This is a genomic window from Rhodococcus sp. 105337 (assembly GCF_012844225.1).
Taxonomy (GTDB): Bacteria; Actinomycetota; Actinomycetes; order Mycobacteriales; family Mycobacteriaceae; genus Rhodococcus.
In genome coordinates, this window is sequence record NZ_JABAGQ010000001.1 from 121,153 (window position 1) to 144,812 (window position 23,660).

At 68.2% G+C, this 23,660-nt stretch carries 26 protein-coding genes; 4 read left to right on the plus strand and 22 right to left on the minus strand.

From position 1 onward, the window contains the following. Positions 1-43: 43 nt before the first annotated feature. Together HF886_RS00590 and HF886_RS00595 are read right to left on the minus strand one after the other, a co-directional pair. Positions 44-1,156, minus strand: a complete 1,113-nt coding sequence (locus tag HF886_RS00590; protein ID WP_169651266.1) for a PLP-dependent cysteine synthase family protein — start codon at positions 1,154-1,156, stop codon at positions 44-46. After that, positions 1,153-1,482: a DUF4229 domain-containing protein gene (locus tag HF886_RS00595; RefSeq protein WP_169619618.1), complete on the minus strand. Its 330-nt coding sequence runs from the start codon at positions 1,480-1,482 to the stop codon at positions 1,153-1,155. Before HF886_RS00595 ends, HF886_RS00590 begins: the two co-directional genes overlap by 4 nt. 263 nt (positions 1,483-1,745) lie before the next feature. Between HF886_RS00595 and HF886_RS00600 the strand changes: the two genes are divergently transcribed. Both HF886_RS00600 and HF886_RS00605 read left to right on the plus strand, forming a co-directional pair. Then, a complete protein-coding gene (locus HF886_RS00600; protein WP_072704338.1) occupies positions 1,746-1,955 on the plus strand; it encodes a BldC family transcriptional regulator in 210 nt (69 codons plus the stop codon). A 209-nt stretch (positions 1,956-2,164) separates the two neighbouring features. Next, positions 2,165-2,374 carry a hypothetical protein gene (locus HF886_RS00605; protein WP_169651267.1) on the plus strand — a complete coding sequence of 70 codons (210 nt, stop codon included), beginning with the start codon at positions 2,165-2,167 and terminating at the stop codon, positions 2,372-2,374. 88 nt (positions 2,375-2,462) lie between these two features. On the opposite strand, the gene HF886_RS00610 is transcribed toward HF886_RS00605, so the two are convergent. The 7 genes from HF886_RS00610 to hemL form a co-directional block, all read right to left on the minus strand. Continuing rightward, positions 2,463-3,479, minus strand: a complete 1,017-nt coding sequence (locus tag HF886_RS00610; protein ID WP_169651268.1) for a MinD/ParA family protein — start codon at positions 3,477-3,479, stop codon at positions 2,463-2,465. 49 nt (positions 3,480-3,528) lie between these two features. Next, positions 3,529-4,500 carry a c-type cytochrome biogenesis protein CcsB gene (ccsB, locus tag HF886_RS00615; RefSeq protein WP_169651269.1) on the minus strand — a complete coding sequence of 324 codons (972 nt, stop codon included), beginning with the start codon at positions 4,498-4,500 and terminating at the stop codon, positions 3,529-3,531. Continuing rightward, the gene (locus HF886_RS00620; RefSeq protein ID WP_169619439.1) at positions 4,497-6,188 is read right to left on the minus strand and encodes a cytochrome c biogenesis protein ResB; all 1,692 of its coding nucleotides are present in this window, start codon (positions 6,186-6,188) and stop codon (positions 4,497-4,499) included. Before HF886_RS00620 ends, ccsB begins: the two co-directional genes overlap by 4 nt. Beyond that, positions 6,185-7,027 carry a cytochrome c biogenesis CcdA family protein gene (locus HF886_RS00625; protein WP_169619617.1) on the minus strand — a complete coding sequence of 281 codons (843 nt, stop codon included), beginning with the start codon at positions 7,025-7,027 and terminating at the stop codon, positions 6,185-6,187. Before HF886_RS00625 ends, HF886_RS00620 begins: the two co-directional genes overlap by 4 nt. Positions 7,028-7,054: 27 nt before the next feature. Beyond that, on the minus strand, positions 7,055-7,657 hold the full coding sequence (locus HF886_RS00630; RefSeq protein ID WP_169651270.1) for a TlpA disulfide reductase family protein: 603 nt from the start codon (positions 7,655-7,657) through the stop codon (positions 7,055-7,057). Further along, entirely contained in the window at positions 7,654-8,304 is a 651-nt protein-coding gene (locus tag HF886_RS00635) for a histidine phosphatase family protein (protein WP_169619435.1), read from the minus strand. Before HF886_RS00635 ends, HF886_RS00630 begins: the two co-directional genes overlap by 4 nt. A 67-nt stretch (positions 8,305-8,371) precedes the next feature. Continuing rightward, the gene (hemL, locus tag HF886_RS00640; RefSeq protein WP_169619433.1) at positions 8,372-9,697 is read right to left on the minus strand and encodes a glutamate-1-semialdehyde 2,1-aminomutase; all 1,326 of its coding nucleotides are present in this window, start codon (positions 9,695-9,697) and stop codon (positions 8,372-8,374) included. Between the two features lie 125 nt (positions 9,698-9,822). Between hemL and HF886_RS00645 the strand changes: the two genes are divergently transcribed. Next, positions 9,823-11,769, plus strand: coding sequence for an acyl-CoA dehydrogenase (locus HF886_RS00645; protein WP_169651271.1), 1,947 nt, complete (start codon positions 9,823-9,825; stop codon positions 11,767-11,769). On the opposite strand, the gene HF886_RS00650 is transcribed toward HF886_RS00645, so the two are convergent. The 9 genes from HF886_RS00650 to HF886_RS00690 form a co-directional block, all read right to left on the minus strand. Beyond that, positions 11,751-11,954 carry a cation transporter gene (locus HF886_RS00650; protein WP_169619430.1) on the minus strand — a complete coding sequence of 68 codons (204 nt, stop codon included), beginning with the start codon at positions 11,952-11,954 and terminating at the stop codon, positions 11,751-11,753. The genes HF886_RS00645 and HF886_RS00650 overlap by 19 nt on opposite strands. Positions 11,955-11,997: 43 nt before the next feature. Then, positions 11,998-12,462: a hypothetical protein gene (locus HF886_RS00655; protein WP_169619616.1), complete on the minus strand. Its 465-nt coding sequence runs from the start codon at positions 12,460-12,462 to the stop codon at positions 11,998-12,000. A gap of 240 nt (positions 12,463-12,702) precedes the next feature. Beyond that, positions 12,703-13,236 (minus strand): hypothetical protein, encoded by a 534-nt coding sequence (locus tag HF886_RS00660; protein ID WP_346765035.1) that lies wholly within the window; start codon positions 13,234-13,236, stop codon positions 12,703-12,705. Then, positions 13,233-14,210 carry a porphobilinogen synthase gene (gene hemB / locus HF886_RS00665; RefSeq protein ID WP_169651272.1) on the minus strand — a complete coding sequence of 326 codons (978 nt, stop codon included), beginning with the start codon at positions 14,208-14,210 and terminating at the stop codon, positions 13,233-13,235. Before hemB ends, HF886_RS00660 begins: the two co-directional genes overlap by 4 nt. A 45-nt stretch (positions 14,211-14,255) precedes the next feature. Further along, entirely contained in the window at positions 14,256-15,821 is a 1,566-nt protein-coding gene (locus HF886_RS00670) for a bifunctional uroporphyrinogen-III C-methyltransferase/uroporphyrinogen-III synthase (protein ID WP_169619426.1), read from the minus strand. Positions 15,822-15,884: 63 nt separating this feature from the next. After that, positions 15,885-16,895, minus strand: coding sequence for a hydroxymethylbilane synthase (hemC, locus tag HF886_RS00675; RefSeq protein ID WP_169619424.1), 1,011 nt, complete (start codon positions 16,893-16,895; stop codon positions 15,885-15,887). Continuing rightward, positions 16,892-18,316 (minus strand): glutamyl-tRNA reductase, encoded by a 1,425-nt coding sequence (locus tag HF886_RS00680; RefSeq protein WP_169619422.1) that lies wholly within the window; start codon positions 18,314-18,316, stop codon positions 16,892-16,894. The genes hemC and HF886_RS00680 overlap by 4 nt, the downstream gene beginning before the upstream one ends. After that, on the minus strand, positions 18,313-19,158 hold the full coding sequence (locus HF886_RS00685; protein WP_169651273.1) for a redox-sensing transcriptional repressor Rex: 846 nt from the start codon (positions 19,156-19,158) through the stop codon (positions 18,313-18,315). The genes HF886_RS00680 and HF886_RS00685 overlap by 4 nt, the downstream gene beginning before the upstream one ends. A 158-nt stretch (positions 19,159-19,316) precedes the next feature. Beyond that, positions 19,317-19,607 carry a glutaredoxin family protein gene (locus HF886_RS00690; RefSeq protein ID WP_169619418.1) on the minus strand — a complete coding sequence of 97 codons (291 nt, stop codon included), beginning with the start codon at positions 19,605-19,607 and terminating at the stop codon, positions 19,317-19,319. A 207-nt stretch (positions 19,608-19,814) separates the two neighbouring features. Here HF886_RS00690 and HF886_RS00695 point away from each other — a divergent pair, with 207 nt between their 5' ends. Further along, entirely contained in the window at positions 19,815-20,768 is a 954-nt protein-coding gene (locus HF886_RS00695; protein ID WP_169619614.1) for an HAD-IB family hydrolase, read from the plus strand. Positions 20,769-20,801: 33 nt separating this feature from the next. Here HF886_RS00695 and HF886_RS00700 read toward each other — a convergent pair whose 3' ends face one another. The 4 genes from HF886_RS00700 to HF886_RS00715 all read right to left on the minus strand — a co-directional run bounded on the left by HF886_RS00700 (position 20,802) and on the right by HF886_RS00715 (position 23,597). Next, the gene (locus tag HF886_RS00700; RefSeq protein ID WP_169619416.1) at positions 20,802-21,794 is read right to left on the minus strand and encodes a lysophospholipid acyltransferase family protein; all 993 of its coding nucleotides are present in this window, start codon (positions 21,792-21,794) and stop codon (positions 20,802-20,804) included. Next, the gene (locus HF886_RS00705) at positions 21,791-22,825 is read right to left on the minus strand and encodes an NAD-dependent epimerase/dehydratase family protein (RefSeq protein WP_169619613.1); all 1,035 of its coding nucleotides are present in this window, start codon (positions 22,823-22,825) and stop codon (positions 21,791-21,793) included. The genes HF886_RS00700 and HF886_RS00705 overlap by 4 nt, the downstream gene beginning before the upstream one ends. 232 nt (positions 22,826-23,057) lie before the next feature. Continuing rightward, on the minus strand, positions 23,058-23,159 hold the full coding sequence (locus HF886_RS00710; protein ID WP_003402602.1) for an AURKAIP1/COX24 domain-containing protein: 102 nt from the start codon (positions 23,157-23,159) through the stop codon (positions 23,058-23,060). A gap of 198 nt (positions 23,160-23,357) precedes the next feature. Continuing rightward, positions 23,358-23,597, minus strand: coding sequence for a helix-turn-helix domain-containing protein (locus HF886_RS00715; protein ID WP_169619414.1), 240 nt, complete (start codon positions 23,595-23,597; stop codon positions 23,358-23,360). Positions 23,598-23,660: the final 63 nt, after the last annotated feature.

Consider the following 23,660-nt stretch of genomic DNA (forward strand, 5'->3'; position numbering starts at 1 on the left):
CGACGTCAATAGATGTTGACAAACTGAGACCCTCGACAGTGGGTCAGTCGGGTATGCCGGGACTCCACAGTCCGGTGGCTGCGAACTTCTCGAGCACAGCCGTCGACTCCGCCAGGTCGATCGACTCGGCCACGAGCCAGTCGTCGGAGAAGTACGTGTCGCTGTACCGCTCGCCGCCGTCGCACAGCAGCGTCACCACGCTCCCCCGGCGGCCGTCGGCGAGCATGTCCGCGACCAGCCCGAAGGCACCCCACAGATTGGTCCCCGTCGACCCGCCGACGCGCCGGCCGAGCGCCTCGCCCGCATGCCGCATCGCGGCGATCGACGCCGCGTCCGGAACCCGGATCATGCGGTCCACGACCTCCGGGACGAACGACGGTTCCACCCGCGGCCGGCCGATCCCCTCGATACGGGACGGCATTCCGGTGGTGTAGTCGGCCGAACCGCTCTCGTAGCCGCCGAAGAACGCCGAGTTCTCCGGGTCGACCACCGCGAGACGGGTCCGGTGACGGCGATACCGGATGAAGCGACCCAGCGTCGCGCTCGTTCCTCCGGTGCCGGCGCCGACCACGATCCAGTCCGGCACCGGGTGCTGCTCGAGCCGCATCTGGGAGTAGATGCTCTCGGCGATGTTGTTGTTCCCGCGCCAGTCGGTCACCCGCTCGGCGTTCGTGAACTGGTCCATGAAGCACCCACCGAGTTCGTCGGCGAGACGTCGTGCCTCGCTGTACATCTCGGACGGCCGGTCGGTGTAGTGGCAGCGGCCACCGTGCGCCTCGATCAGCGCGACCTTGGCCGGGGACGTCGTGCGCGGCACGACCGCGACGAAAGTGAGACCGAGAAGCTTCGCGAAATACGCCTCGCTGACCGCGGTGGACCCGGACGACGCCTCGACGATCGGGGTGTCCCGGGTGATCCACCCGTTGCACAGGCCGTACAGGAACAGCGACCGTGCGAGACGGTGCTTGAGACTGCCGGTGATGTGCGTCGACTCGTCCTTGAGATACAGCTGCACGCCCCATTCGGGGGGAAGAGGGTAGCGGAGCAGATGGGTGTCGGCACTCCGCTGCGCGTCCGCTTCGATCAGCCGGACGGCATTGTCGACCCAGTCACGCGGCTCGCTGCGGTCGACGACCGCGGCACCCACGTCGGTCACCGGCGGCCTTCACCGCGCAGCCGGTTCTCCAGATCTGCGCGATCGGTCCGGCGGCGCTCGTCGACGGCAGCGATGCCCTCGTTGACGCGACGGCGGAGCGTTTTGAACAGCACCAGCGAGACCGGGAGCGCGATGAGCACTGCGAACAGCGCGGCCACCAGCAGCGGGATCTCCACACCGAAGACACGCGGCACGTAGATGATCAGCAGCGCGAGCACGACGACGAGTCCGAGCCGCGCGAGGGAGTACAGCGCCACATCGCGAACGAGGGTGCCCGTGCTGCCGGAAGCACGCACGGCGCCCTTCGCGGGCGTTGTGTGTGAAATGCCCTCGGAGCGGCTATCCGAGGAGGAGTCTTGTTCCGGGGAGTCGTTCCGGCGTTCGTCGTTCACCCTTCCAGGGTAACTGTCGGCGCGGTACGGGCACGGGACACCGACCCCTGAGGCTTGGCCGCTCGTCCGTTTTGTCTATTACTTCCGCTTTACCAACGGCTGACCGTTCGAGCAACCAGGGGTTCCGGTGCAACCATGTCACTGGACAACACGATCGAATACCTCGATCAAGGCAATCCAACCGGGAGGATTTCAAGATGAGTGCACCCACTTTCAACGGCGCCAAAGAATCCCTGCTCACTCCGGGCCAGGTGGCAGCCCTGTTCCATGTGGACCCGAAGACGGTCACCCGGTGGGCTCACGCAGGTCGACTGGGGTCACTCCGGACACCAGGCGGCCACCGTCGATTCCGCGAGTCCGAAGTGCTCACGCTCCTTCGGTCCCTGACGACCGAAGCCACACGCTGATCACGCGCCGCTGAAACTCCGCAGGGCTTGCTCCGCAGCGGACCCGACCGCTGCCCGCGCCTGCGGTGAACGCACCACCACCCGGACCCGACCCGTTACCGGTCACACCCGTCCCAACGGGCACAACTCCGGGGCGCATAGACTGTGGGAACGTAGGACGCCGGCACCGGATCCCCCCGACGGTGCCGTCCACGGCTAGGAGGTGCGTAGTGCTCTACCTGTTGGCCCTCATCGGCGCGGTGACACTGGCCGTTTTGCTGTGGAAGGCATACGGGCCCAATTCCGGAAAGCCGCCCGCCCGGGTCGTCGGTCCCGACGACGACCCCGAGTTCCTCTGGAAGGTCGACCGCGAAGTACGACGCCGTCCGCCTGACGACACGGCGCGACCCGACCCGGACAGTGGCGATACCGGGAAGTGAGGTTCCCGGTCGCCGGAACACCGGACGCACCGACGATCCTGCGAGATAGACCCCACGTCACGAACAACGACGTCACGAAGACACGCATTCACGGCTTTCGGCTGCGGCCGGAACCCGTGCCCGACTCGGCGAAACCGGCCGCGACGTCCGCGGCCAGGCCCAGCAATGCCCGCCGCGTGCCTTCCTGCAACCGGCCGAGATCGATCTCCGCGCCCTCTTCCAGATGCGGATCGAACGGCAGGACGTGCACCGCGCGGCAACGCTGCGCGAAATGTCCCACGAGCCGGTCGAGATCGACCTTTCCCGAGCGCGGCCGTACCGCATTGACCACCGCGAGGGATTGCGAGACGAGATCCCGGTATCCGTGCGCCTCGAGCCAGTCGAGCGTCGCCGATGCGCTCTGCGCGCCGTCCACCGACCCCGAACTGATGACGATCAGCGTGTCCGCGTTTCCCAGGATCGAGCGCATCGCCGAATGCATGAGTCCGGTTCCGCAATCCGTGAGAACGATGCTGTAGAAACGCTCGAGCACGGCGAGAGTGCGCTCGTAATCCTCCCCGCTGAACGCTTCCGAGACCGCCGGGTCGGTGTCCGACGCGAGCACTTCGAGGCGATGCGAGTTCTGCGACATGTACTCCCGGACGTCCGCGTAGGTATCGAGCCGCTGCTCGTCACGCAGGAGAGTCCGGACCGTTGCGGTGGTCTCGGCGGCGATCTTCTGGCTGAGGGTTCCCCGGTCCGGGTTCGCGTCGACAGCGACGACCCGGTCACCGCGAAGCGCCGCGAAGGTCGACCCGAGAGTGACCGTCGTGGTCGTTTTGCCGACCCCGCCCTTGAGACTCAGCAGCGCGATCCGGGAGCACCCGTGCGACGGCGTGCGCACTCTGTCGACGAGGTCGCGACGGCGTTGCTCCCGTGCGCTGTCACCGATGGTCAGCAGGCCACCGCTCGCGTGGAACACCGCACGACGCCATCCCCGGCGCGGCGGCGAGGCCACCGGGCGAACCAGGAGCGACGCGTCGAGGTCTCGCGCGGTCGGCTGTCCGGCCCCCGGTAGCTGCGTTCCGTCCCCCTGCGTTCCGTCCCCCTGCGTTCCGTCCCCCATCGCCTACTCCCCCCGCTGTTCGCCTGCGACGGCGCGACGATAGCAGGGGTCAGTTCAGTCCGGCGTACGAGTGCAGGCCCGAGACGACCATGTTGATGATGAACAGGTTGAACAGCATCGCGACGAAGCCCGCGACGTTGATCCAGGCCGCGCGGGTGTTGCGCCAGCCCGACGTGGCGCGTGCGTGGAGGTACGCGGCGTAGATGACCCAGGTGATGAACGAGACGGTTTCCTTCGGGTCCCAGCCCCAGAACCGGCCCCACGCCGCTTCGGCCCAGATCGCGCCGAGAATGATGCCGGCGCCGAACAACGGGAAACCGATGATCGTGGTGCGGTACGCGAGCCGGTCGAGGATCTGGGCATCGGGAAGACGCTGTGCCATCGCAGCGAAGAACCCGCTCGACGCTTCGCCCTTGGGGTAACGGATGCGCAGCAGGAACAGCAGGCTCGCGACACCCGAGACGAGGAAGATGCCGCTGCCGACACTGATGATCGTGACGTGGATGGGGAGCCAGAACGACCGCAGCGCGGGCACGACGGGCGCGGCGTCTGCGTAGAGCACGGTGGCCGCGAGGAACATGAGGATGAGCACCGGAACCAGCACGTACACCCACATGATGCGGTAGGACGGCTTGCGGAGCATCACCAGGCCGAAGACGATCGCCGCGGCGCACGCCATCGCCACGAACTCGTACATGTTGCCGAGTGGGAACCGTTCCGTGGCGAATCCGCGCAACACGATGGACGCGATCTGGAGAGCGGCGACGACCACGACCAGCGCGCGCCCCATGTTGCCCAGGCGCTGCGACAGCGTCCGGCCGTTCGTCTCGGTGACCCGGCCCGGTCCGTCGGCCGGAACGCTGCTGCCCGACGCGACGAGCACCCGCTCGCGCTCGGCGACAGCGTCGGCGCGGTGCGTCGCATATTCGGCGACCAGCAGGATCAGTGCCAGTACCAGCACCGCGAACGCCGACTCGAAGGCCCAGTCGCTGTACTGCGCGAGGGTGTCGTTGAGTGTCATGCCTTTTTCTCCTGTGCCGCCGGGGCGGAGGCGATGTCGTCGTGTGAAGTGCCGACGTGCGTGGGGGACTGTCCGAGAAGTCGCTCGACCAGATGGTCGAACTCGTCGCCCCACCCGGCCTGATCGGTGCGCGCGAGCCCACCGACCTCTACTACGGTTCGTCGTTTACCGTCTGTCACTGTACCGGCCGGATACACCCGAACCCATACCCTGCGTCGTTTCACGACGAGGGAGACCAGCAGACCCGCCATCATCGTGATCGCCGCGACCAGCACCCACTGCTGTGCCGGGTCGTGCGAGACCTGCAGGTTCACGAAGTCGACGGCACCGTCGAAACGCACCTGCGTGCCGTCCGCCAGCGTCACGCTCTCCCCCGGCATGAGGTTCACGCGGTCCTGCTTGACGAGGCGGCCCTGGTTGATCAGTTCCTTGTTGAGCGAGAACAACGACTGGGGACTGCCCGTGTCGAGGCCGGCTTCACCCTTGTAGACGTCGATCGCGACCGCGGGGTCGAGCATCGCGGGAAACACCGACGACAACAGCGTCCCGTGGAAGGAGGCCGTCGGGGCGAACAGACCCTCGATCGCGATCTGGTTCTTCCGGCGCTCGTCCTGCTCGGTGAACATGTCGCCGGGCGGGTCGAATCGCATCGCGCCACTGCTGAGGAAGGTCGTCGCGTCCTCGGGCGCCCACTGCAGCGTCTCGGTGCGGGTCTCGCCGTTCGGCCAGGTGACGGTGAACGTGGGCGCGTAACCGTGTCCCTGCAGGTACACGCGGTCGCTGCCGACGCGCAGTGGGTGGTTGACCTTCAGTTGGGCGTCGCGCCAGGTGTCGGTCGCGAGGTCGTCGCCGTACTGGTACTCGATGTTCGACGTGAACATCTCGGCCTGGCCGGTGTCGAGGTAGTCGGCCGAGAAATCGTTGACGCGCAGGCACATCGGGTTCAGGCCCGTGCCGTCGAGGTTCACGCCGGCGATGAACGAGTCGAACGCCGCGGGTGACGTCGTGCAGAATTCTTCGCCGTTCGCGACCACGATGCGCTGCCCCTCGTAACCGAGCAACTTGCCGATCGCGACGGCAGCGAGCAACGCGACGAGCGAGATGTGGAAGACCAGGTTTCCCACTTCCCGCAGGTAGCCCTTCTCCGCCGAGAGGGTCAGCTCGCCGTCGTGAGCGCGAGGTCCGCCCTCCCGACGCTCGACCTTCCACCCACGCAACTGCCCGCGTACCCGGTCGAGCACCGCGTCGGGCGCGTCGTCCACGGTGGTCTCGACGTGGTGCGGCAGGCGCGCGAAGTTTCGGGGCGCGGGTACCGGCGGGGTGCGCAGCGCGCGGTAGTGCGCGACGCAGCGCGGCAGAATGCAGCCGACGAGAGAGACGAACAGCAGGACGTAGATCGCGGTGAACCAGAAGCTGCCGAACACGTCGAAGAGTTCGAGCCTGTCCATGAGCGGACCGAGGGTCGGACGGGCGCTGATGTACTCGTCGACCTTGCCCGCATTGAGACTGCGCTGCGGCAGCAGGGCGCCCGGGATCGCGGCGAGCGCGAGCAGGAACAACAGCACCAGCGCCGTGCGCATGGAGGTCAGGCCACGCCAGGTGTTGCGTACGAGAGCGAACGCCCTCCCGGCGGGGGTCTGCCGCGGCGGTCGCTGCGGGGCAGGAGCGGGCGTGTCTGTGGCGGTCATACTGGCAAGATCACTTCCGAGATGAAGGCGTCCCGAACCCAGGACACGAACAGGTCCCATGCCCCGGTGACGAGAGCGATTCCGACGACCATGAGCAGGACGCCGCCGACGATTTGCACGGTACGCGCGTGCGTACGCAACCAGCCCACGCCGCGCAGCGCTTTGGCGGAGCCGAGCGCGAGCACGATGAACGGCAGGCCGAGTCCGAGGCAGTAGGCCACGATGAGGGTCACTCCGCGCGCAGCGGTGGTGCCTTCGGTGCCGGCCGCGAGCGAGATGACGCCGGCCAGCGTGGGGCCGAGGCACGGGGTCCAGCCGAGTGCGAAGACCGCGCCCAGCAGCGGAGCACCGGCCAGGCTCGAGATGCGCCGGGGCTCGGGACGCGTATCGCGTTGCAGGGCCGGAATGAGCCCGATGAACACCAGTCCCATGACGATCGTGACGACGCCGCCGATGCGCATGAGCAGTTCTCTGTTGACGGCGAGCGCCGAGATCGCCCCGAAGACCGACGCTGTCGCGAGCACGAAGACGACGGTGAATCCCGCGACGAACAGCGCGGCCGCACCGGCGACGCGCAGACGGCCGTCGTCACGGACCTTGGTGGTGCGCGCTCCGGCCTGATCCGCGGTGACGGCCGGTGCCTCGGCGCCGACGACGCCCGCGAGATACGACAGGTATCCGGGGACGAGGGGAACAACGCACGGGGAGGCGAACGAGACGAGGCCCGCAAGCATGCACGCGCCGACGGCGAGCAGCAGCGGACCGGAGAGCGCCGTGTTCTGGAAGGTGTCGCCGACTCCGGAGGCAAGCACCGCCTCCGCAGTCCCCGACATCAGCATTCCCGCGCCTGCTGCCCCGCTCACGATCTACCCCTCGTCCGCTTCGGCTGCGACGCGTTCCACGACCGGTTGCAGGTCGCTTGCGAGCAGTTCGGTGAGGAAGACGGCGGCGACCCGGTGGTCGCGGTCGAGGACCACGGTGGTGGGCACGACCGACGTCGGATAGTTGCGTCCGAGCGCCAGGAGCGACCGCATCGACGGGTCGTAGATCGACGGGTAGCCGACCTGCTGCGACACGACGAAGTCCTGCGCCTTGTCGCGCTGGTTGTCGCGGACGTTGATGCCCAGGAACTCGACTCCCAGATCCTTGGTCTGCTCGTAGACCTCTTCGAGATCGTCGGCCTCGCTACGGCAGGGTGCACACCACTGGCCCCAGACGTTGAGCACGACGACCTGTCCCGCGAAGTCCTCGAGGGAAATCGTGGCGCCCTCGTTCATGAGGTCGTCACCGGTCAGCTCACCGAGGGTGCCGCGCTCGGAAGGCGGATCGTAGAAGATGCGGGTCTGCCCACCGGGCGACACGAAGTCGAACGTACCGCCGGTCGCGACGGCATCGTCTCCGGTCGCACACGAGGTGAGCAGCCCGGCACTCAGCAGTACCGCGCACACCACCCCGAACACTTTTCTCATGCGCCGTGCACGTTCGGGTCGGAGGCACCGGCCGGCTCGGAGTAGACGAGGTCGACCAGGGTGTCGCCTTCGTAGACGAGCGAGGTGAGCGATGCGAGGCTGCATTGACGGTGGCGCGGGTCGTGCCACAGCCGCTCGCCCTCGAGGAAGCGGCGCAGCGTCCACACCGGGAGCTGGTGGCTCACGCAGACGGCCTCGTGACCGGCTGCGGCGACGCGCGCGGCGTTGACCGCGGCGAGCATGCGGTGCGCGATCTGCAGGTACGGCTCGCCCCACGACGGGGTGAACGGGTCGCGGAGTTTCCACCAGTGCCGGGGCCGGCCCAGCGCACCGTCGCCCACCGACACCTTGAGGCCCTCGAAGTCGTTGGCGGCTTCGATCAGGTTCTCGTCTGTGCGGATGGTGAGGCCGTGCTTCTCCGCGATGGGCGCGGCGGTCTGCTGTGCACGCTCGAGCGGCGAGGCGACGACGTGCGCGATGTCGTGGTCGGCGAGGGAAGCCGCAACGGCCCGGGCTTGCGCTTCACCGGTCGCCGACAGCTGGAATCCGGGGAGGCGGCCGTACAGGATGCCGTCGGGATTGTGCACCTCACCGTGCCGGAGCACGTGCACGATGGTGCGGGTCTCGGACGGGGCGGCTTCGGTCACGTGAGTATTCCTCGGGGTGATGGGCGGAGCGAACGGATCAGGACGGGCAGGTCGTCTACGGGGCAGGTCAGGGCGCGGTCGCGGCGGCGGCTGCGCGGGCCGCGTGCGGAAGGGCATCGGCGATCCGCGAGAACGCGGCGTCGTCGAGGGCGGCGGACACGAACCAGGTCTCGAATGCACTCGGCGGCGCGTACACGCCATGGTCGAGCAACGCGTGGAAGAAGGCGGGGAAACGCCAGGTCTGGGCAGCCTTGGCCTGGTCGTAATTCGTGACCGGGTCCTCGGTGAAGAAGACGCTGAGCATGGTGCCGGCGTTCTGGATCCGGTGCGGCACGCCCTCGGCGCTCAGGGACTCGCCGAGAAGGCGGCCGAGCGTCGCGGCATTGCGGTCGAGCGCGGCGTAGACCTCGGCGTCGGCGGCGCGCAGGCTCGCGAGCCCGGCGGCGACTGCCACGGGGTTACCGGACAGGGTGCCGGCCTGGTACACCGCACCCGCGGGGGCGAGGTGCGCCATCACGTCGGCGCGACCGCCGAACGCGGCGGCGGGCAACCCGCCGCTCATCACCTTGCCGAACGTCATCAGGTCACCGGCGACCCCGTCGATGCCGTACCAGCCCGTGGCACTCGCACGGAATCCGGTCATGACCTCGTCCATGATCAGCAGCGCGCCGTGCTCACGGGTGAGCGCCTTCAGTCCCTCGTTGAATCCGGGCACCGGCGGCACCGTGCCCATGTTTCCGGCGGCAGCCTCGGTGATGACCGCGGCGATCTCGCCGGGATTCGCCTCGAACGCCGCGCGTACGGCGTCGAGGTCGTTGTAGGGCACCACCAGCGTGTCGCCCGCCTGCGCCCCGGTCACACCCGGGGAGGTGGGCAGCCCGAACGTGGCGAGCCCCGATCCGGCATCCGCGAGCAACGCGTCCACGTGACCGTGATAACAGCCGGAGAACTTCACAATCTTGGACCGTCCGGTGAATCCACGCGCAAGACGTACCGCGCTCATGGTCGCTTCGGTGCCGGAGTTGACGAGCCGTACCTGCTCGACGGGAGCAATTCGAGCGACGATTTCTTCGGCGAGTTCGACCTCGCCGTCCGTGGGCGCGCCGAACGACAGGCCCGACGTAGCGGCCGTGCGGACCGCGTCGACGACGGCGGGATGCGCGTGCCCCAGAATCATCGGACCCCAGGAACACACCAGGTCGACGTAGGTATTTCCGTCCACATCGGTGAGCGTGCATCCCGAGCCTGAAGCGATGAAGCGGGGCGTGCCGCCGACCGATCCGAACGCCCGGACCGGAGAGTTCACACCCCCGGGAGTGACCTTCGATGCCCGTCGGAAGAGTGCGGCGGATCGGGTGTCGCGGTCGGGCGCAGCATCGGGAGTCGCAGTCACGACTTCCAGTGTCCCAGTTTCGCCGGATTTGCCAAAAAAGCAGTGCGCCAAACCTGGTGTGTTTCTTCTCCCGGACGGTAGGGAAAGGCTGCCTTTTCCGGGGCGGATCACCTTATGGTCGAGCCATGCCGACCACAGCCGAACACCTCCGCACCGCACTCGACGGCGCGTGGCACGACGCCCGCCACCGCGCCCGCACCGATCTGGCCGACCCCGCGTTCGCGCCGCATTACACGCCGGACCTCGAGGAGGCCCGCGCGATCACCCTGAAGCAGATGAAGATCCTCGCGGAGCGCGGCTACGCGGCGTCCGGTTTCTCCGTCGAGTCGGGCGGGACCGGCGACCCCGGCGGGGCGGTGGCGTCGATCGAGATGCTCGCGATGTCTGATCTGTCGCTGATGGTCAAAGCCGGGGTGCAGTGGGGACTGTTCGGCGGCGCGATCGAGAACCTCGGGACCGAGCGTCACCACAAGGAGTACATCCGGCCGCTCATCGACCTCGATCTGCTCGGATGCTTCGCGATGACGGAAACCGGGCACGGCAGCGATGTCCAGGCGCTGGAGACCACCGCCACGTACGACCCGGCAACCCAGGAATTCGTCGTCCACTCGCCCACTCCGTCGTCCCGGAAGGACTACATCGGCGGTGCGGCGCAGCACGCAAAGGTCGCGGCGGTGTTCGCACAGTTGGTCACCGGCGGCGAGTCGCACGGCGTGCACTGCTTCGTCGTTCCCATCCGCGACGAGGACGGCAACGACCTGCCCGGGGTGACCACCTCGGACTGCGGTCACAAGGGCGGACTGCCCGGCGTCGACAACGGCCGGATCATGTTCGACTCGGTGCGGATCCCCCGCGAGAACCTGCTCAACAAGTACTCGGATGTCGAACCGGACGGCACGTACGTGTCCGACATCGACAATCCGAGCCGCCGGTTCTTCACGATGGTCGGCACGCTGGTGCGCGGCCGCATCACGGTCGGTGGGTCCGCGGGCGCCGCGGCGCGGGTCGCACTGACCATCGCCACGCAGTACGCGGAGAAGCGCCGGCAGTTCGACGCGCCGGGCCGCGAGGCGGAGGTGCCGATCATGGACTACCTCGTCCACCAGCGCCGTCTGCTCCCGCTCATCGCGCGGTCATATGCACTGGGATTCGCGCAGAACGAGTTGCTCAGCACCATGAACCGTCTCCAGTCCATGTCGCTGGAGGACCTCGATCCCCAGGAGCAGCGCGAACTCGAGGGTCGTGCCGCAGGCCTGAAGGTGGCCCACACCTGGCACGCGTCACGAGCCATCCAGGAGTGCCGGGAAGCGTGCGGCGGCGCGGGCTACATGGCGGAGAACCGGCTCACCGCTCTGCGCGCCGACGTGGACGTGTTCACGACGTTCGAGGGTGACAACCATGTGCTCACCCAGCTCGTGGCGAAGGAACTGCTCACCTCCTACGCCGACGAGGTGCAGGGCATGAGCCCGGTGGATTGGATGCGCTTCGCCGCGACGACGATCTCCGATGTCGTGAAGAAGCGGACCGCTGCGCAGCAGATCATCCAGACCTTCCTCGACACCCGGCAGGACAACGAGGAGGACGGCAGCCTCTTCAACCGCGGTACGCAGCTGACGATGTTCGAGGACCGCGAGCAGTATCTGATCTCGACGGCGGCGCGACGCCTCCAAGCGGCCATGAACCGCGAGGAGAACGCGTTCGACGCGTTCAACTTCGTGCAGGACCATGTGCTGCACGCCGCCGAAGCGCATATCGACCGCGTGGTGCTGGAAGCGTTCGTCGCGGCGATCGACGACTGCAAGGACGAAACGGCGTGCGGCCTGCTCTCGGAGCTGTGCGACCTCTACGCGCTCACCGTGATCGACGGCGACAAGGCCTGGTTCATGGAGCATCGGCAGCTGTCGGTGGAGCGCGCCAAGGCCGTGGGGCGCGGCATCAACGAGCGTTGCCGCACCCTGCGTCCGTATGCCCTGACGCTCGCCGAAGGTCTCGGCGTGCCGGAGTACCTGCTCGGCTCGGCGATGCTCGACCGGGAAGGCGCGGTCGCTCCGCTTCAGGGCGCGAGCGCGTAACCCGCTTCGTCGACGGCGGCGGCGACCGCAGCTCTATCCGGTTCGCTGCCGCTGTCGACGACGAGCTGTCCGGTCTCGAGGTCGGCCTTCGCGGCGGTCACTCCGTCGAGCGCGCCGACTTCTTCTTCCACGGCGGCGACGCAGTGCCCGCAGGTCATGCCCTCGACGCGGTACGTGGTCTGCATGGTGGTGTGTTCCTTTCTCGGGGGGACGCCCGCAAATATACCCCTAGGGGGTACCTGCGGCACGAACGAGTTCCTCGAGTCGCGCCCGCAGTCCGTCCGCGTCCTTCGCCCAGGCCCGGACAAGTGCGCCGCCGCGCAGGCGCAGCCCGACCGCGGTGCGGCCCCGGGGCACGCCCGAGAGTTCGCCGAGGGTGCGGGCCGATTCCCACCGATCCGGCTTCCACGGGTCGGCCGACGGCGGCAGCACCGCCTCGATGTCGTCCACCGGCAGTTCTTCGGTGCCCTGGCGCAGCACGCTCGGAGTGAGCTCGACACTCACGTGCCGCCGGGCAGCGACGACCATCGGATAGACGAATCCGGCAAGCAGGAGCGCGATCACCGGCAGCGCGATCCAGTGGACGACCGGCCCGGTCGCGATCTCGACGACGAGCCCCACCGCGCACAGCACCGGACCGTAGGCCACCGTGCGCCGGCGGCCACCCGGTTCGTGGAACAGCGGCACGGTGATATCGCCGGTGGGAGATGTGCCGCTCAAGCGGTGAGTGCTCCGGGTATCACGATCAGCAGCGTGGTCACCAGGCCGAGCACGGCGATAAGGGCGATCAGGACCAGTTCGCGACGACGCCCATAGGGCCTCGGTTCCACCTGCATGACGTCCTCGAGGTCGACGGGAACGGCCGTCTCCGGCCGTGGATGCCAGCGCTCACCGTACTATCCCCGCACGCGGATCTGAACCCGGTGACGCGCTCTAATCCTGTGGAAGCCGGAGGAAGTACCGGTTCGAGTCCTTCCGGTGCATCAGAACGATGGCACCCACCGTGAGCACCGCTTGCACGATGCCCACGAAACCGAGTATCCAGCCGAGGGTGCCGCCGCCGACCCCCACACCGAACACTGTCGGCAGGGTCGACAGGGACATGAACACCCCGAGCAGGGTCAGCAGCATTCGGGCCCAGTTCTTGCCACGCCGCAACTGCCTGACCACGAGGTACAGGACACCGATGAGTGCCAGACCGAGCGCGGCGGTGAGCCCGACCACCACCGGCACCGCGGACTCCAACTGCTCGCTCGTGACGCCCTCGAACGCCGGATCCTGGGCCATCTCGGTCATGAGATCGACCAGTTCGGTACGCCTGGCCACCATGTCGACCAGGCTCGCGACGAGTGTCACGACAGCGAGGCCGAGTACCCCACACCACAGTTGGTACGCCGTTGTGACATCCGCGGGTACGGGCCGCTCGGACGGCGCGGCGGACACCGGCGGGGGTACGGGAAAGCTCACGACAGCCGGCCCGCGACCTCTGCGGCCCAGTAGGTGAGCACGATGTCCGCACCCGCCCGCCGGATGCCGATCAACGATTCGAGGATCGCGGCGTCGCGGTCGATCCAGCCGTTCGCGGCCGCCGCGGAGATCATCGAATACTCACCCGAGATCTGGTAGGCGGCCACCGGCACCGGCGACCGGTCCGCGACTTCCCGGAGCACGTCGAGGTACGACATCGCCGGCTTGACCATGACCATGTCGGCGCCTTCGGCGAGGTCGAGATCCACCTCGTGCAGCGACTCGCGACGATTCGCCGGGTCCTGCTGGTAGGTCCGGCGATCGCCGTCGAGGGACGAGCCGACGGCCTCGCGGAACGGGCCGTAGAACGCGGACGCGTACTTCGCGGCGTAGGCGAGCTGGCCCACGTCCGTGTAGCCCGCGTCGTCGAGCGCCGCGCGGATCGCCGCGACCTGGCCGTCCATCATCCCGCTCGGCCCGAGCAGATGAGCGCCCGACTCCGCCTGGATCACGGCCATGTCGGCGTACCGCTCGAGCGTCGCGTCGTTGTCGACGACACCCGAGTCGGTGAGCACTCCGCAATGCCCGTGGTCGGTGAACTCGTCGAGGCACGTGTCGGCCATCAGCACCGTCGAGTCGCCGAGTTCGCTGCGCAGCGACCTGAGAGCGCGATTGAGGACGCCGTTCTCGTCGGTCGCACCCGAACCTCGGGCGTCCTTGTCTTCGGCGCGAGGCACGCCGAAGATCATCAGCCCGCCGACACCCGCCTCGACCGCGGCGGACGCCGCGGCGATCAGCGACTCGCCGGTGTGCTGGTACACACCCGGCATCGACGTGATCTCGCGTGGCTCCGATATTCCGTCGGCAACGAACATCGGCAACACGAGATGCCGCGGTTCGAGGGCGGTTTCGGCAACCAGCCGACGCATCGCCGGCGTACTGCGCAACCGGCGCGGACGAATCTCGGGAAACATTCGGACTACATCACCTTCCAGGAGAGACACCACGCCGTACGGGGATCAGCGGCGGGCGCGGGACTTCTTCCGCGGCGGAGGCAGCGCACCTTCGGCGCGCAAGCGGGCCGCGTGCTCGGCCAGGGCCTCGACGAGCGGTCCCACCTGAGCGGTCTCGGGCTGCACGTCCACGCGCAGGCCGAACTCGATCGCGGTCTCGGCCGTCTTCGGTCCGATGCACGCGACGATGGTGCGCGCGTGCGGCTTTCCGGCAATACCCACGAGGTTGCGGACCGTGGACGACGAGGTGAAGCACACCGCGTCGAACCCGCCGGTCTTGATCATCTCGCGGGTCGACGCCGGCGGCGGCGCCGCCCGGACGGTCCGGTAGGCCGTGACGTCGTCGATCTCCCAGCCGCGTTCACGCAGACCCTCGGCGAGTGTCTCGGTCGCGATGTCGGCCCGGGGCAACAGAACCCGGTTGACGGGATCGAACACGTCGTCGTACGGCGCGAACTCCGCGAGCAGGCCTTCGCTGGACTGCTCTCCGCTCGGAACCAGTTCGGGGATGATGCCGAACGAGCGCACCTTGTCGGCGGTGGCCTGACCGACACATGCGATCTTCACGCCCGAGAACGCACGAGCGTCGAGACCGAACGCCTCGAACTTCTCCCACACGGCGCGCACCGCGTTGGTGGAGGTGAACACCACCCACTGGTAGCGGCCGTCGACGAGACCCTTGACCGCGCGTTCCATCTGCGCCGGGCTGCGCGGCGGCTCGACCGCGATCGTCGGCACCTCCATCGGAATGGCGCCGTGGGTGACGAGACGATCGCTCATCTCCCCGGCCTGTTCCTTGGTGCGGGGCACCAGCACGGTCCAGCCGTACAGGGCGCGCGACTCCCACCACGACATCTTGTTGCGCTGAGCGACCACCTTGCCGACCGTCACGACGAGCGAGCCGACGAGTTCGGAACCCGCGTCGTTGAGCGTCGCGAGGGTCGCTTCGACGGTGCGCTGCTGACGCGTGGTGCCGCGCACCGTGATCGCAGCGGGAGTCTGGGGCGCGAGTCCGTGCTCGACGAGTGCGCTCGCGGTCTCGGCCAGATGCCCCGACGTGGCGTGCAGGACGAGCGGGCCCGGAGCCGCGGCCAGCGCGGCCCAGTCGACCTCGCCGCGCACGTCGACCTCGGTGTGACACGAGCCGAGGGCCATGCCCGCGTAGCTCGGCACCGACGATCCGGCGGGCAGGCCCGGCAGAACCTCGAAGACGACCTGCGTGCGGGCGACGGCATTGACCTCGGCGATTACCGAGTCGGTCGTGAGCGGATCGCCTGCGACCAGGCGCACGACGTCGCGTCCGGCCTTGGCTTCCGCGACGAGCGTCTTCGCCACCTCGGCGGGCTCGCCCAGGGCGGGCCGGACCTCGGCGACGGGCTCCCCCGTCTCGGGGTCGGTGCCGTGATCGGTCCCGACGAGCGCAACGACGCCCTTGTCGACATCGGGGTCGGTGAAAGCGATGGTGGCACCCGTGAGCACGTCGTGCGCGCGCACGGTGAGCAGTGCCGGATCGCCCGGTCCAGATCCCACGAACAGGATCCGTCCGGGAGTGTTCTTACGGACTCGGCTCATCGGTCATTCTCCAGTGCGGTCAAATCTGCGGTAAGGGAAAAAAGGGGGAACAACTCGGCCACGTCAATCATCCGCCGTGGCCTGTTCGGGCAGTATGCCGTCGGCGGTCATCAGGCCCCGGGCACCGAGTTCGAGCAGTTCGCGGGCCACCGCACGGCCGAGTTCCTCGGCACGCTCGGGGGCGCCGACCGCGCTCGCGCGCAGCACGTCCGAACCGTCGAGCGCGGCGGCACAGCCTCGCACCGACAGCTCCTCGAAGACGCGCCCGTCCTCGTCGATCGACTCGACGACCTCGGCGAGCGCCCCGACGGGAGCCGTGCAGCCGGCTTCCAGTTCGGCGAGCAACGACCGCTCCGCGACCACAGCGGCGCGACTGGCGGCGTCGTCGAGAGGCGCGACCAGCGCGATCGTCTCGGCATCGTCGGAGCGGCACTCCACCGCGAGAGCCCCCTGCGACGGTGCAGGCAGCATCTGTACCGGTTCGAGCGCCTCGGTGACCCGGTCGAGCCGGCCGATGCGCGACAGTCCGGCGCGCGCGATCACGATCGCGTCGAGTTCGCCGGAGTCGACCTTGCCGATGCGGGTGTCGATGTTGCCGCGCAGCGGCTCGAGCTCGAGGCCCAGTCCCAGCGCGGCGAGCTGGGCGCGACGGCGGGGCGCGGAGGTCCCGACCTTCGAGCCCCACGGCAGCTCACCGAGCACGAGACCGTCGCGGGCGACGAGCGCGTCGCGCGGATCTTCCCGCGGCGGCACTGCCGCGACGACGAGTTTCGGGTCCTGGAAGGTGGGCAGGTCCTTGTACGAGTGGACTGCGATGTCGACCTCGCCGTTGAGCAGCGCCTCACGGAGTTCGGCGGTGAACACGCCGACGCCGATCCGCTGGACGGGGCCCGGCGTGACGTCACCCTTCGTCGTGATGATGACGAGTTCCGCGGGATGCCCGGCGGCTACCAGCGCGTCGCGCACCGTTCCGGCTTGGGTGGTGGCGAGCACACTGCCGCGGGTGCCGATCCGCAAGGTGCGGCGCTGCCCGGGTGCGTCGATCCGGGTTGCCGAAGCGGCTTCGGTGCTCATGCCTTGCCGTCCTTTCGTGGGGCCTGCAGCTCAGTGGTGACCGCAGGGTCGAGTGCGGCGGACAGGTCCGTCGCCATGGTCGGGTCGGTCAGCGACCCAAGTTCTTTGGTCGGGGTGGCGACCGCGTCGACCGCGCCCGGACGCAGCTCGAACAGCTCGCGCAGAGCTTCCGCGTACTGGTCGCCGCCGGGGGTCGAGGCGAGTTGCTTCACCCGCACGGTCGGCGCGTGCAGCAGTTTGTCCACCACTCGCCGGACGGTGCGTGCGACCTCGTCACGCTGCGTGTCCTCGAGATCGGGCAGGCGTGACTCCAGACGCATCAGTTCGCCTTCGACGACCTCGGCCGCGCGCTGACGCAGTGCCGTGACCGTGGGGGTGACCTCGGCGAGCCGCTGCGCGGTGAGGTACTGCGACAGTTCCGACGCGACGATCGCGCGCGCGGCCTCCGCGTCGGAGGACGCGGCACCGGCGGCAGGATCGCGTTGCAGCGACTCCATGTCGAACACCGTCACGCCGGGCAGGCCGGCCACAGCCGGTTCCACGTCGCGCGGCAGACCGAGATCGCAGATCGCCAGGGGACGCTCGCCGCGTCCTGGCTGTGCGAGCGCACGGTGCGCGTCGGCGAGGGTGACCACCGTTCCGACTGCGCCGGTGCAGGTCACGGCGACATCGACGCGCGACAGTGCGGAGGCGAGATCGTCGAACGCAACGACGTCGGCCTCGACGCCGTTGGCACGGGCGGTCTCGGCAAGTCGCTCGGCGCGCTCACGCGTGCGGTTGGCCAGCACGATCGTGCCGACGCCGGAACGGGTGAGGTGCGCGACGGCGAGGCCGCCCATCGCACCGGCACCGATCACCGCGGCGGTGCGGCCGCGCAGCCCGTCACCTCCGAGGAATGCCGAGGCCTTGTCGAGAGCCACCGACACCACCGAGGCGCCGGCGGAATCGATCCCGGTCTCGGAGTGCACCCGCTTGCCGACACGCAGCGCCTGCTGCGCGAGTTCGTGCAGGGTCCGGCCGGCGGCCTGCTGGGCATCGGCCGACGCGTATGCCGTGCGGATCTGCCCGAGGATCTGCTGTTCGCCGACCACCATCGAGTCGAGTCCGCTGGCCACGGAGAACAGGTGCTCGGCTGCGGCTTCGCTGTACCGGACGTAGGCGTGCTTCTGGAGTTCGGCCAGGTCGAGCCCCGAATGTTCGGCAAGCAACTCACCGACCGTCGACAGGGCGCCGTGGAACGCATCGACGACCGTGTACACCTCGACCCTGTTGCAGGTCGAGACGATCATGGCCTCGGAGATGCGGCCGGACGCCATCATCTTGTCGGTGAGCTTGGGGCGGTCGGTATCTGCGACCGCCACCTTCTCGAGAATCGAGACCGGAGCACTCCGGTGCGAAATCCCGACGAGGAGAACACTCACGGCGCGATCACCGATCCGTTTCTGGTCACGGCCGGACCCAGTGGGCCCGCCTTACCTGTTTGGGTTCGCCGAGCGGAACTCTGCGTGGACACTCGCGCGAGACCGGACGCCCGGGCGCCGTCTGCGGTTCTGACGAGTTCGTCGTGGCGGGTGCTGTTGAACGACAGCACCTGCATCTCCACGGCGAGGTCGACCCGGCGCACCTCGACGTGGTCGGGCACATCCAGTTCGATCGGGGCGAAGCTCAGCACGCTCCGGACGCCCGACCGCACCAGCAGGTCGCACACGTGCTGGGCGACGTCTTCGGGAGTCGCGACGACTGCGATGGTGGCACCGAGTTCGCGGGCGTCCTCTTCGAGCGCGTCGACATGCCGGACGATCAGATCGCCGACGCGGGTTCCGACGACCGCGGGATCGGCGTCGAACAGGCCCGCCATGGTGAACCCGCGGCGATCGAACCCCGGGTACCGGGCGAGCGCACGGCCCAGGTTGCCCACTCCGACCAGCACGACGCGGTGTCCGCGGTCGAGGCCGAGAGCGTTTTCGATACGCGATTGCAGGCGCAGGACGTCGTATCCGACTCCCCGCACGCCGTTCGGTCCGAGGAACGACAGATCCTTGCGCAGTTTGGCCGAACCGACCCCGGCGGCGGACGCGAGTTCCTCGCTCGACACGATCAGAGTGCCCGCTTCGACGAGCGCTCCGAGGACCCGCAGATAGGTCGCGAGACGCGTCACAGTAGCCTGGGGGATATCCCTCACCGGGACAACGGGAGCGGCACCCCCGCCGGAGTCGGCGGTACCGCGGGCGTCCTCGCCCTGCGGTGGGTGCAACTGCGTCACGTTGTGGCTCCTCGTCCGGCCTGTGGACACACGTCTGGCCTCACGGTGATCCGGGGATTTCGTTCACCCCACGGTAACCGCTTGTGAAGCCATGCACAAAGTTGCTCGAAGGCCCCCGAATGTGCTTCTCACCTGCGTCACGGCCGACGAGGGTCCGCTCAGCGGGCCAGATCGGCACGCAGTCGCGCCTCGTCCACCTCCCAATAACTGTGCTCCCGCCCGTCCAGCAGGACGACGGGCAGACGGTCGCCGAATTCGGCACGCAATTCGGGATCCCTTGCGGCAGCTTCGTCCACATCGATGCAGGTGACCTGCAGCCCGAACTCTTCACAGAGCTGCTCGAGCTGCCGGTGCGCCGGCTCGCACGCGGCGCACCCGGCACGGACCAGAAGCGTGACGTCGTGACGGAGTGCGGACGCGTCGGGGGCGCGGAAACGATCATCGGTCATGCATCCACTCTGCGCCATCGCCCGTCGAGATGAAGGTCACACCCTCACGACCGCGTTGTTCCTCCTCGGGTGCGCATCCTCGGGTGCGCGTCGCGTACGGGCTACGCTGGGCGCGGGTCACCCGTGATCAGGGACGGGTGGGAGGGCCCGGCCGTCGCGACACCGGAGGTGCGAGTGCCAGCAGGTTCGTTTCCCTACGTGTGGGGCATGGGCGAAACATGGGCGCGGATCATCAGGCCCGGCCGGCGGCTGCTGTCCCGAAAGTTCGGCCCGAGCGAAGAAGAGGTGCGCGCCAACCTCGCGGGCGCGGCGAGTGCCGATGCCGCTCTCGCGATGCAGGAGTCACGGACCGAGCCCGAACCCGATCTCGACGCCGCACCACCGGCTCGCGATCTCACCGCGGCCGCGTTCTTCGACGTCGACAACACCATGGTGCAGGGCGCGTCGATCATCCACTTCGCGCGCGGACTGGTCGCGCGCGACTACTTCCGGAAGTCGGACCTGTTCGAGTTCGCGTGGCAGCAGGTGAAGTTCCGCGTCACCGGCAAGGAGAATGCCCACGACGTCGCCATCGGCCGCGACAAGGCGTTGTCGTTCGTGCAGGGCCGCTCCACCGAGGAACTTCGGCAACTCGGCGAAGAGATCTACGACGAGATCATCGCCGACAAGATCTGGGCCGGCACCCGCGCGCTCGCGCAGATGCACCTCGACGCAGGTCAGCAGGTCTGGCTGGTCACCGCGACACCGGTCCAGCTCGCGGATGTCATCGCGAAACGGCTCGGTCTGACCGGTGCGCTCGGCACCGTCGCGGAAGCCGAGGACGGCAGGTTCACCGGCCGGCTCGTCGGCGACATCCTGCACGGTCTCGGCAAGGCGCACGCCGTGCGTGCGCTCGCCATCGGTGAAGGCCTCAACCTCAAACGGTGCACCGCGTACTCCGACAGCCACAACGACCTGCCGATGCTGTCGGTGGTGGGTACCGCTGTGGCGATCAACCCCGACCCCGATCTCCGGCAGGTCGCGCGGACGCGGGGATGGGAGATCCGGGATTTCCGGACGGGCCGCAAAGCCGCGAAGGTCGGGGTGCCCACCGCGCTGGGCCTCGGAGCGGCCGGCGGTGCGGTCGCCGTGATGGTCGGGCGTCGCCGCGACCGCAACTGACAGTCGCACGACCGCGACGGGCCGGAGGAAGCTCTAACCGAGGAAGACGTTGCGGCGGCGCGTGAGCAGTTTGTAGAGCGTCTGCTGGATGGTTTCCCGAACGTGGTCGGTGACCTCGAACAGCACCATCGGGTCGTCGGCTGCCACTTCGTCGTACACATCGGTGTTGATCGGTGTGCCGAATTCGATGTACCACTTGGACGGCAGCGGAATGATCCCGAGCGGGCCGAGCGCCGGGAACAGCGGCGTGACGGGAAAATACGGCAGGCCCAGCAACCGCGCGAGGGACGACAGGTCTGCCAGGTTCGGGTAGATCTCCTCCGAACCCACGATCGAGCACGGCACGATCGGGGCGTGGGTCTTGAGCGCCGCCGACACGAATCCGCCGCGGCCGAACCGTTGCAGCTTGTAGCGCTCCTTGAACGGTTTCCCGAGACCCTTGTAGCCCTCCGGGAACACCGCGACCACCTGGTCCTCGCGCAGCAGCCGTTCGGCGTCGGGGTGGCACGCGAGGGTGTGGCCGGCTTTGCGTGCGACCGTCCCGACCAACGGCATGTCGAACGCGAGATCGGCGGCGAGCATCCGCAGCGGCCGTCCCGCGCGTTCCCGCACCGCGACCGAGGTCATGAGCGCGTCGAGAGGCAACGTCCCGGCGTGGTTGGCGACGACGAGCGCGCGCCCGTCGGTGGGGATGTTCTCGGCACCGCGCACCTCGACCCGGAACCACTTCTCGAACAGCGGACGCAGGACGGGCTGGACCACGTTGTCGGCGAAATGCGGGTCGAAGCCGAAATCGTCGACCTCGTAATCGCCGGTCATGCGCCGCCGCACGAATTCGGCCGTGCCGATGACCTGGGCGATGAGGGCATCGCGGAAGTCGTCGAGCAGTCCACCGGTATCGACGGACTGCTTCGCCTCGCTCTCCTTCCGCTCGGGAGGACCCGGCGTCACGGTGCGGTGCGTGCCTCCGCCCGCCGGACGACGCGAACCGGCGTGCAGCGGGATCACCTTGGCAACCTGTGTCATCGAACCTCCGTTCGCTCTCCCAGGGCGGACAGCACCATCGACTCGGCTTTGTCCACCCATTCGGTCTTCATCACCCGGGTGAGGCCGATGCCCCGCGCGAAGTCGTCGAGCGCGTCCCGCGTCGTCCATCGCGGCTCGAAGCCCAGTTCGGTACGCATGCGCGTGGTGTCGAGGCCACAACCGAAGTGGAAATAGTCGAGTTCTTCCTTCGTGAACGACTTCATCACCGAACCCATGAGCGCGTGCCCCGCGGTGCGGAACAGCGCGTAGGGCATCGGCACCGTCACGCCACCCGCCCGGCGGACGGCCTGCGACATCATGACGATGCCGTCGCCGGCGATGTTGTAGGTTCCGGACGGCCCCCTGCCGACGACGGCATGTTCGAGGGCGCCGAGGGCGTCTTCCTCGTGGAGAAGTTGCAGCCGCGCGTCGCGGCCGAGCACGCTGGGGACCAGCGGCGAGGTCAGATAGGTCGACACGGAACCGGGCAACCGGCTCCCGACGGTCGGGGCAAGTCGCAGGATCGTCGTCGCGATGTCGCTGCGGCGGCGGGCCAAGCCGCGCAGGTAGCCCTCGATTTCGATCATGTCCCGGGCGAAGGGCCCGGTGGGCCGGCGGCGGGCGCTCATCTCTTCCGTGAACTTCGCCGGGTCCTTGGCGCTCGAGCCGTAGACGACCGAGGACGACCGCAGCACGACCTTGCGCACCGACGGCGCTTTCTGGCACACGGCGAAGAGTTGCATGGCGCCGAGGATGTTCATGTCCTTCATCGCTGCGCGACTGCCGGACTTGGGAGCTTTGGCGACGGCCGACGCATGCACGACCGTGTCGACGTCCATGTTGCGGATAACTTTGCCGAGGAGCGGGTTCCGGATGTCGGCGAGGACGAATTCGGCGCGGCCCATCCGCCGGTGCATGTCTTTGGTGGGGGATTGCGTATCGACGGCGATCACGCGCTCGATTTCGGGATTCTGCGCCAGTCGTGTGACGAGGTAGCCGCCCAGGAACCTGCTCGCACCGGTGACGAGCACCACACGAGATTGTTCTGCTTCCCGCCCCTGCGAACTCACATCCACCCCTGCCTGTGACACCAGCGAGCTCTTACGCTGTCGCGGTCCTCACGGTATGCGGCCACAATACGGCGCGTTCGGCATGCGCGCATTACACCCGGGGCGATGCCGCCATCCGCGGCCCGGCGACCGGACGCGGATACAAGCGATGCCCGCCACCGTGAAGGGGGCGGGCATCGGCAAGCTCAGAGACTTACTTGCCGAGTTTGCGACGCTGCACGCGAGTGCGACGGAGCAACTTGCGGTGCTTCTTCTTGGACATGCGCTTGCGGCGCTTCTTGATCACAGAACCCATGTGGGCATCCCTCACGTTTCTTATAGCGTTCCTACGCACGCCGGTGACGTACGCCTGATGTATGTCGACGCTGGCCCTCGTTGAGTTCAGCGCCTCACGACACCGGCCGCCGGTACGACGAAAAGCAATCGTACCGGGGCGGGTACGCCTTGGTGAAACCGAGGTCCGCTCCGTGACGCGACTGCCTTCGACGATCCGTCACCCGACGTCGAAATACGATGTCTCCAGGTAGTCGTGAACCGCCTTCGCATGCACTCGGAACGAGCGTCCGACGCGCACCGCGGGTAGTTCACCACTGTGGACCAGCCTGTAGACGGTCATCTTCGACACCCGCATCAACGCCGCCACTTCGGCGACCGTCAGGAATTGGGTACCGGCGAGAACCGATTGTCCGTCTTGGGGTTGTTGCCCCTTCGACGGCGTGTTTCCTGTAGCCATTACACACCTCCGGCACGTCCGCGCCGCCGGCTTCCCCTCCGGCGGAACAGACACGCACGTGCT

Excerpts from the sequence above, each read along its gene's own strand:
- HF886_RS00600 (WP_072704338.1), top strand. The coding sequence starts at position 1,746 with ATGAGTGCACCCACTTTCAACGGCGCCAAAGAATCCCTGCTCACTCCG.
- HF886_RS00610 (WP_169651268.1), bottom strand. The coding sequence starts at position 3,479 with ATGGGGGACGGAACGCAGGGGGACGGAACGCAGGGGGACGGAACGCAG.
- ccsB (WP_169651269.1), bottom strand. The coding sequence starts at position 4,500 with ATGACACTCAACGACACCCTCGCGCAGTACAGCGACTGGGCCTTCGAG.
- HF886_RS00620 (WP_169619439.1), bottom strand. The coding sequence starts at position 6,188 with ATGACCGCCACAGACACGCCCGCTCCTGCCCCGCAGCGACCGCCGCGG.
- HF886_RS00625 (WP_169619617.1), bottom strand. The coding sequence starts at position 7,027 with ATGCTGATGTCGGGGACTGCGGAGGCGGTGCTTGCCTCCGGAGTCGGC.
- HF886_RS00630 (WP_169651270.1), bottom strand. The coding sequence starts at position 7,657 with ATGAGAAAAGTGTTCGGGGTGGTGTGCGCGGTACTGCTGAGTGCCGGG.
- HF886_RS00645 (WP_169651271.1), top strand. The coding sequence starts at position 9,823 with ATGCCGACCACAGCCGAACACCTCCGCACCGCACTCGACGGCGCGTGG.
- HF886_RS00650 (WP_169619430.1), bottom strand. The coding sequence starts at position 11,954 with ATGCAGACCACGTACCGCGTCGAGGGCATGACCTGCGGGCACTGCGTC.
- hemB (WP_169651272.1), bottom strand. The coding sequence starts at position 14,210 with ATGTTTCCCGAGATTCGTCCGCGCCGGTTGCGCAGTACGCCGGCGATG.
- HF886_RS00670 (WP_169619426.1), bottom strand. The coding sequence starts at position 15,821 with ATGAGCCGAGTCCGTAAGAACACTCCCGGACGGATCCTGTTCGTGGGA.
- hemC (WP_169619424.1), bottom strand. The coding sequence starts at position 16,895 with ATGAGCACCGAAGCCGCTTCGGCAACCCGGATCGACGCACCCGGGCAG.
- HF886_RS00690 (WP_169619418.1), bottom strand. The coding sequence starts at position 19,607 with ATGACCGATGATCGTTTCCGCGCCCCCGACGCGTCCGCACTCCGTCAC.
- HF886_RS00695 (WP_169619614.1), top strand. The coding sequence starts at position 19,815 with ATGGGCGAAACATGGGCGCGGATCATCAGGCCCGGCCGGCGGCTGCTG.
- HF886_RS00700 (WP_169619416.1), bottom strand. The coding sequence starts at position 21,794 with ATGACACAGGTTGCCAAGGTGATCCCGCTGCACGCCGGTTCGCGTCGT.
- HF886_RS00710 (WP_003402602.1), bottom strand. The coding sequence starts at position 23,159 with ATGGGTTCTGTGATCAAGAAGCGCCGCAAGCGCATGTCCAAGAAGAAG.
- HF886_RS00715 (WP_169619414.1), bottom strand. The coding sequence starts at position 23,597 with ATGGCTACAGGAAACACGCCGTCGAAGGGGCAACAACCCCAAGACGGA.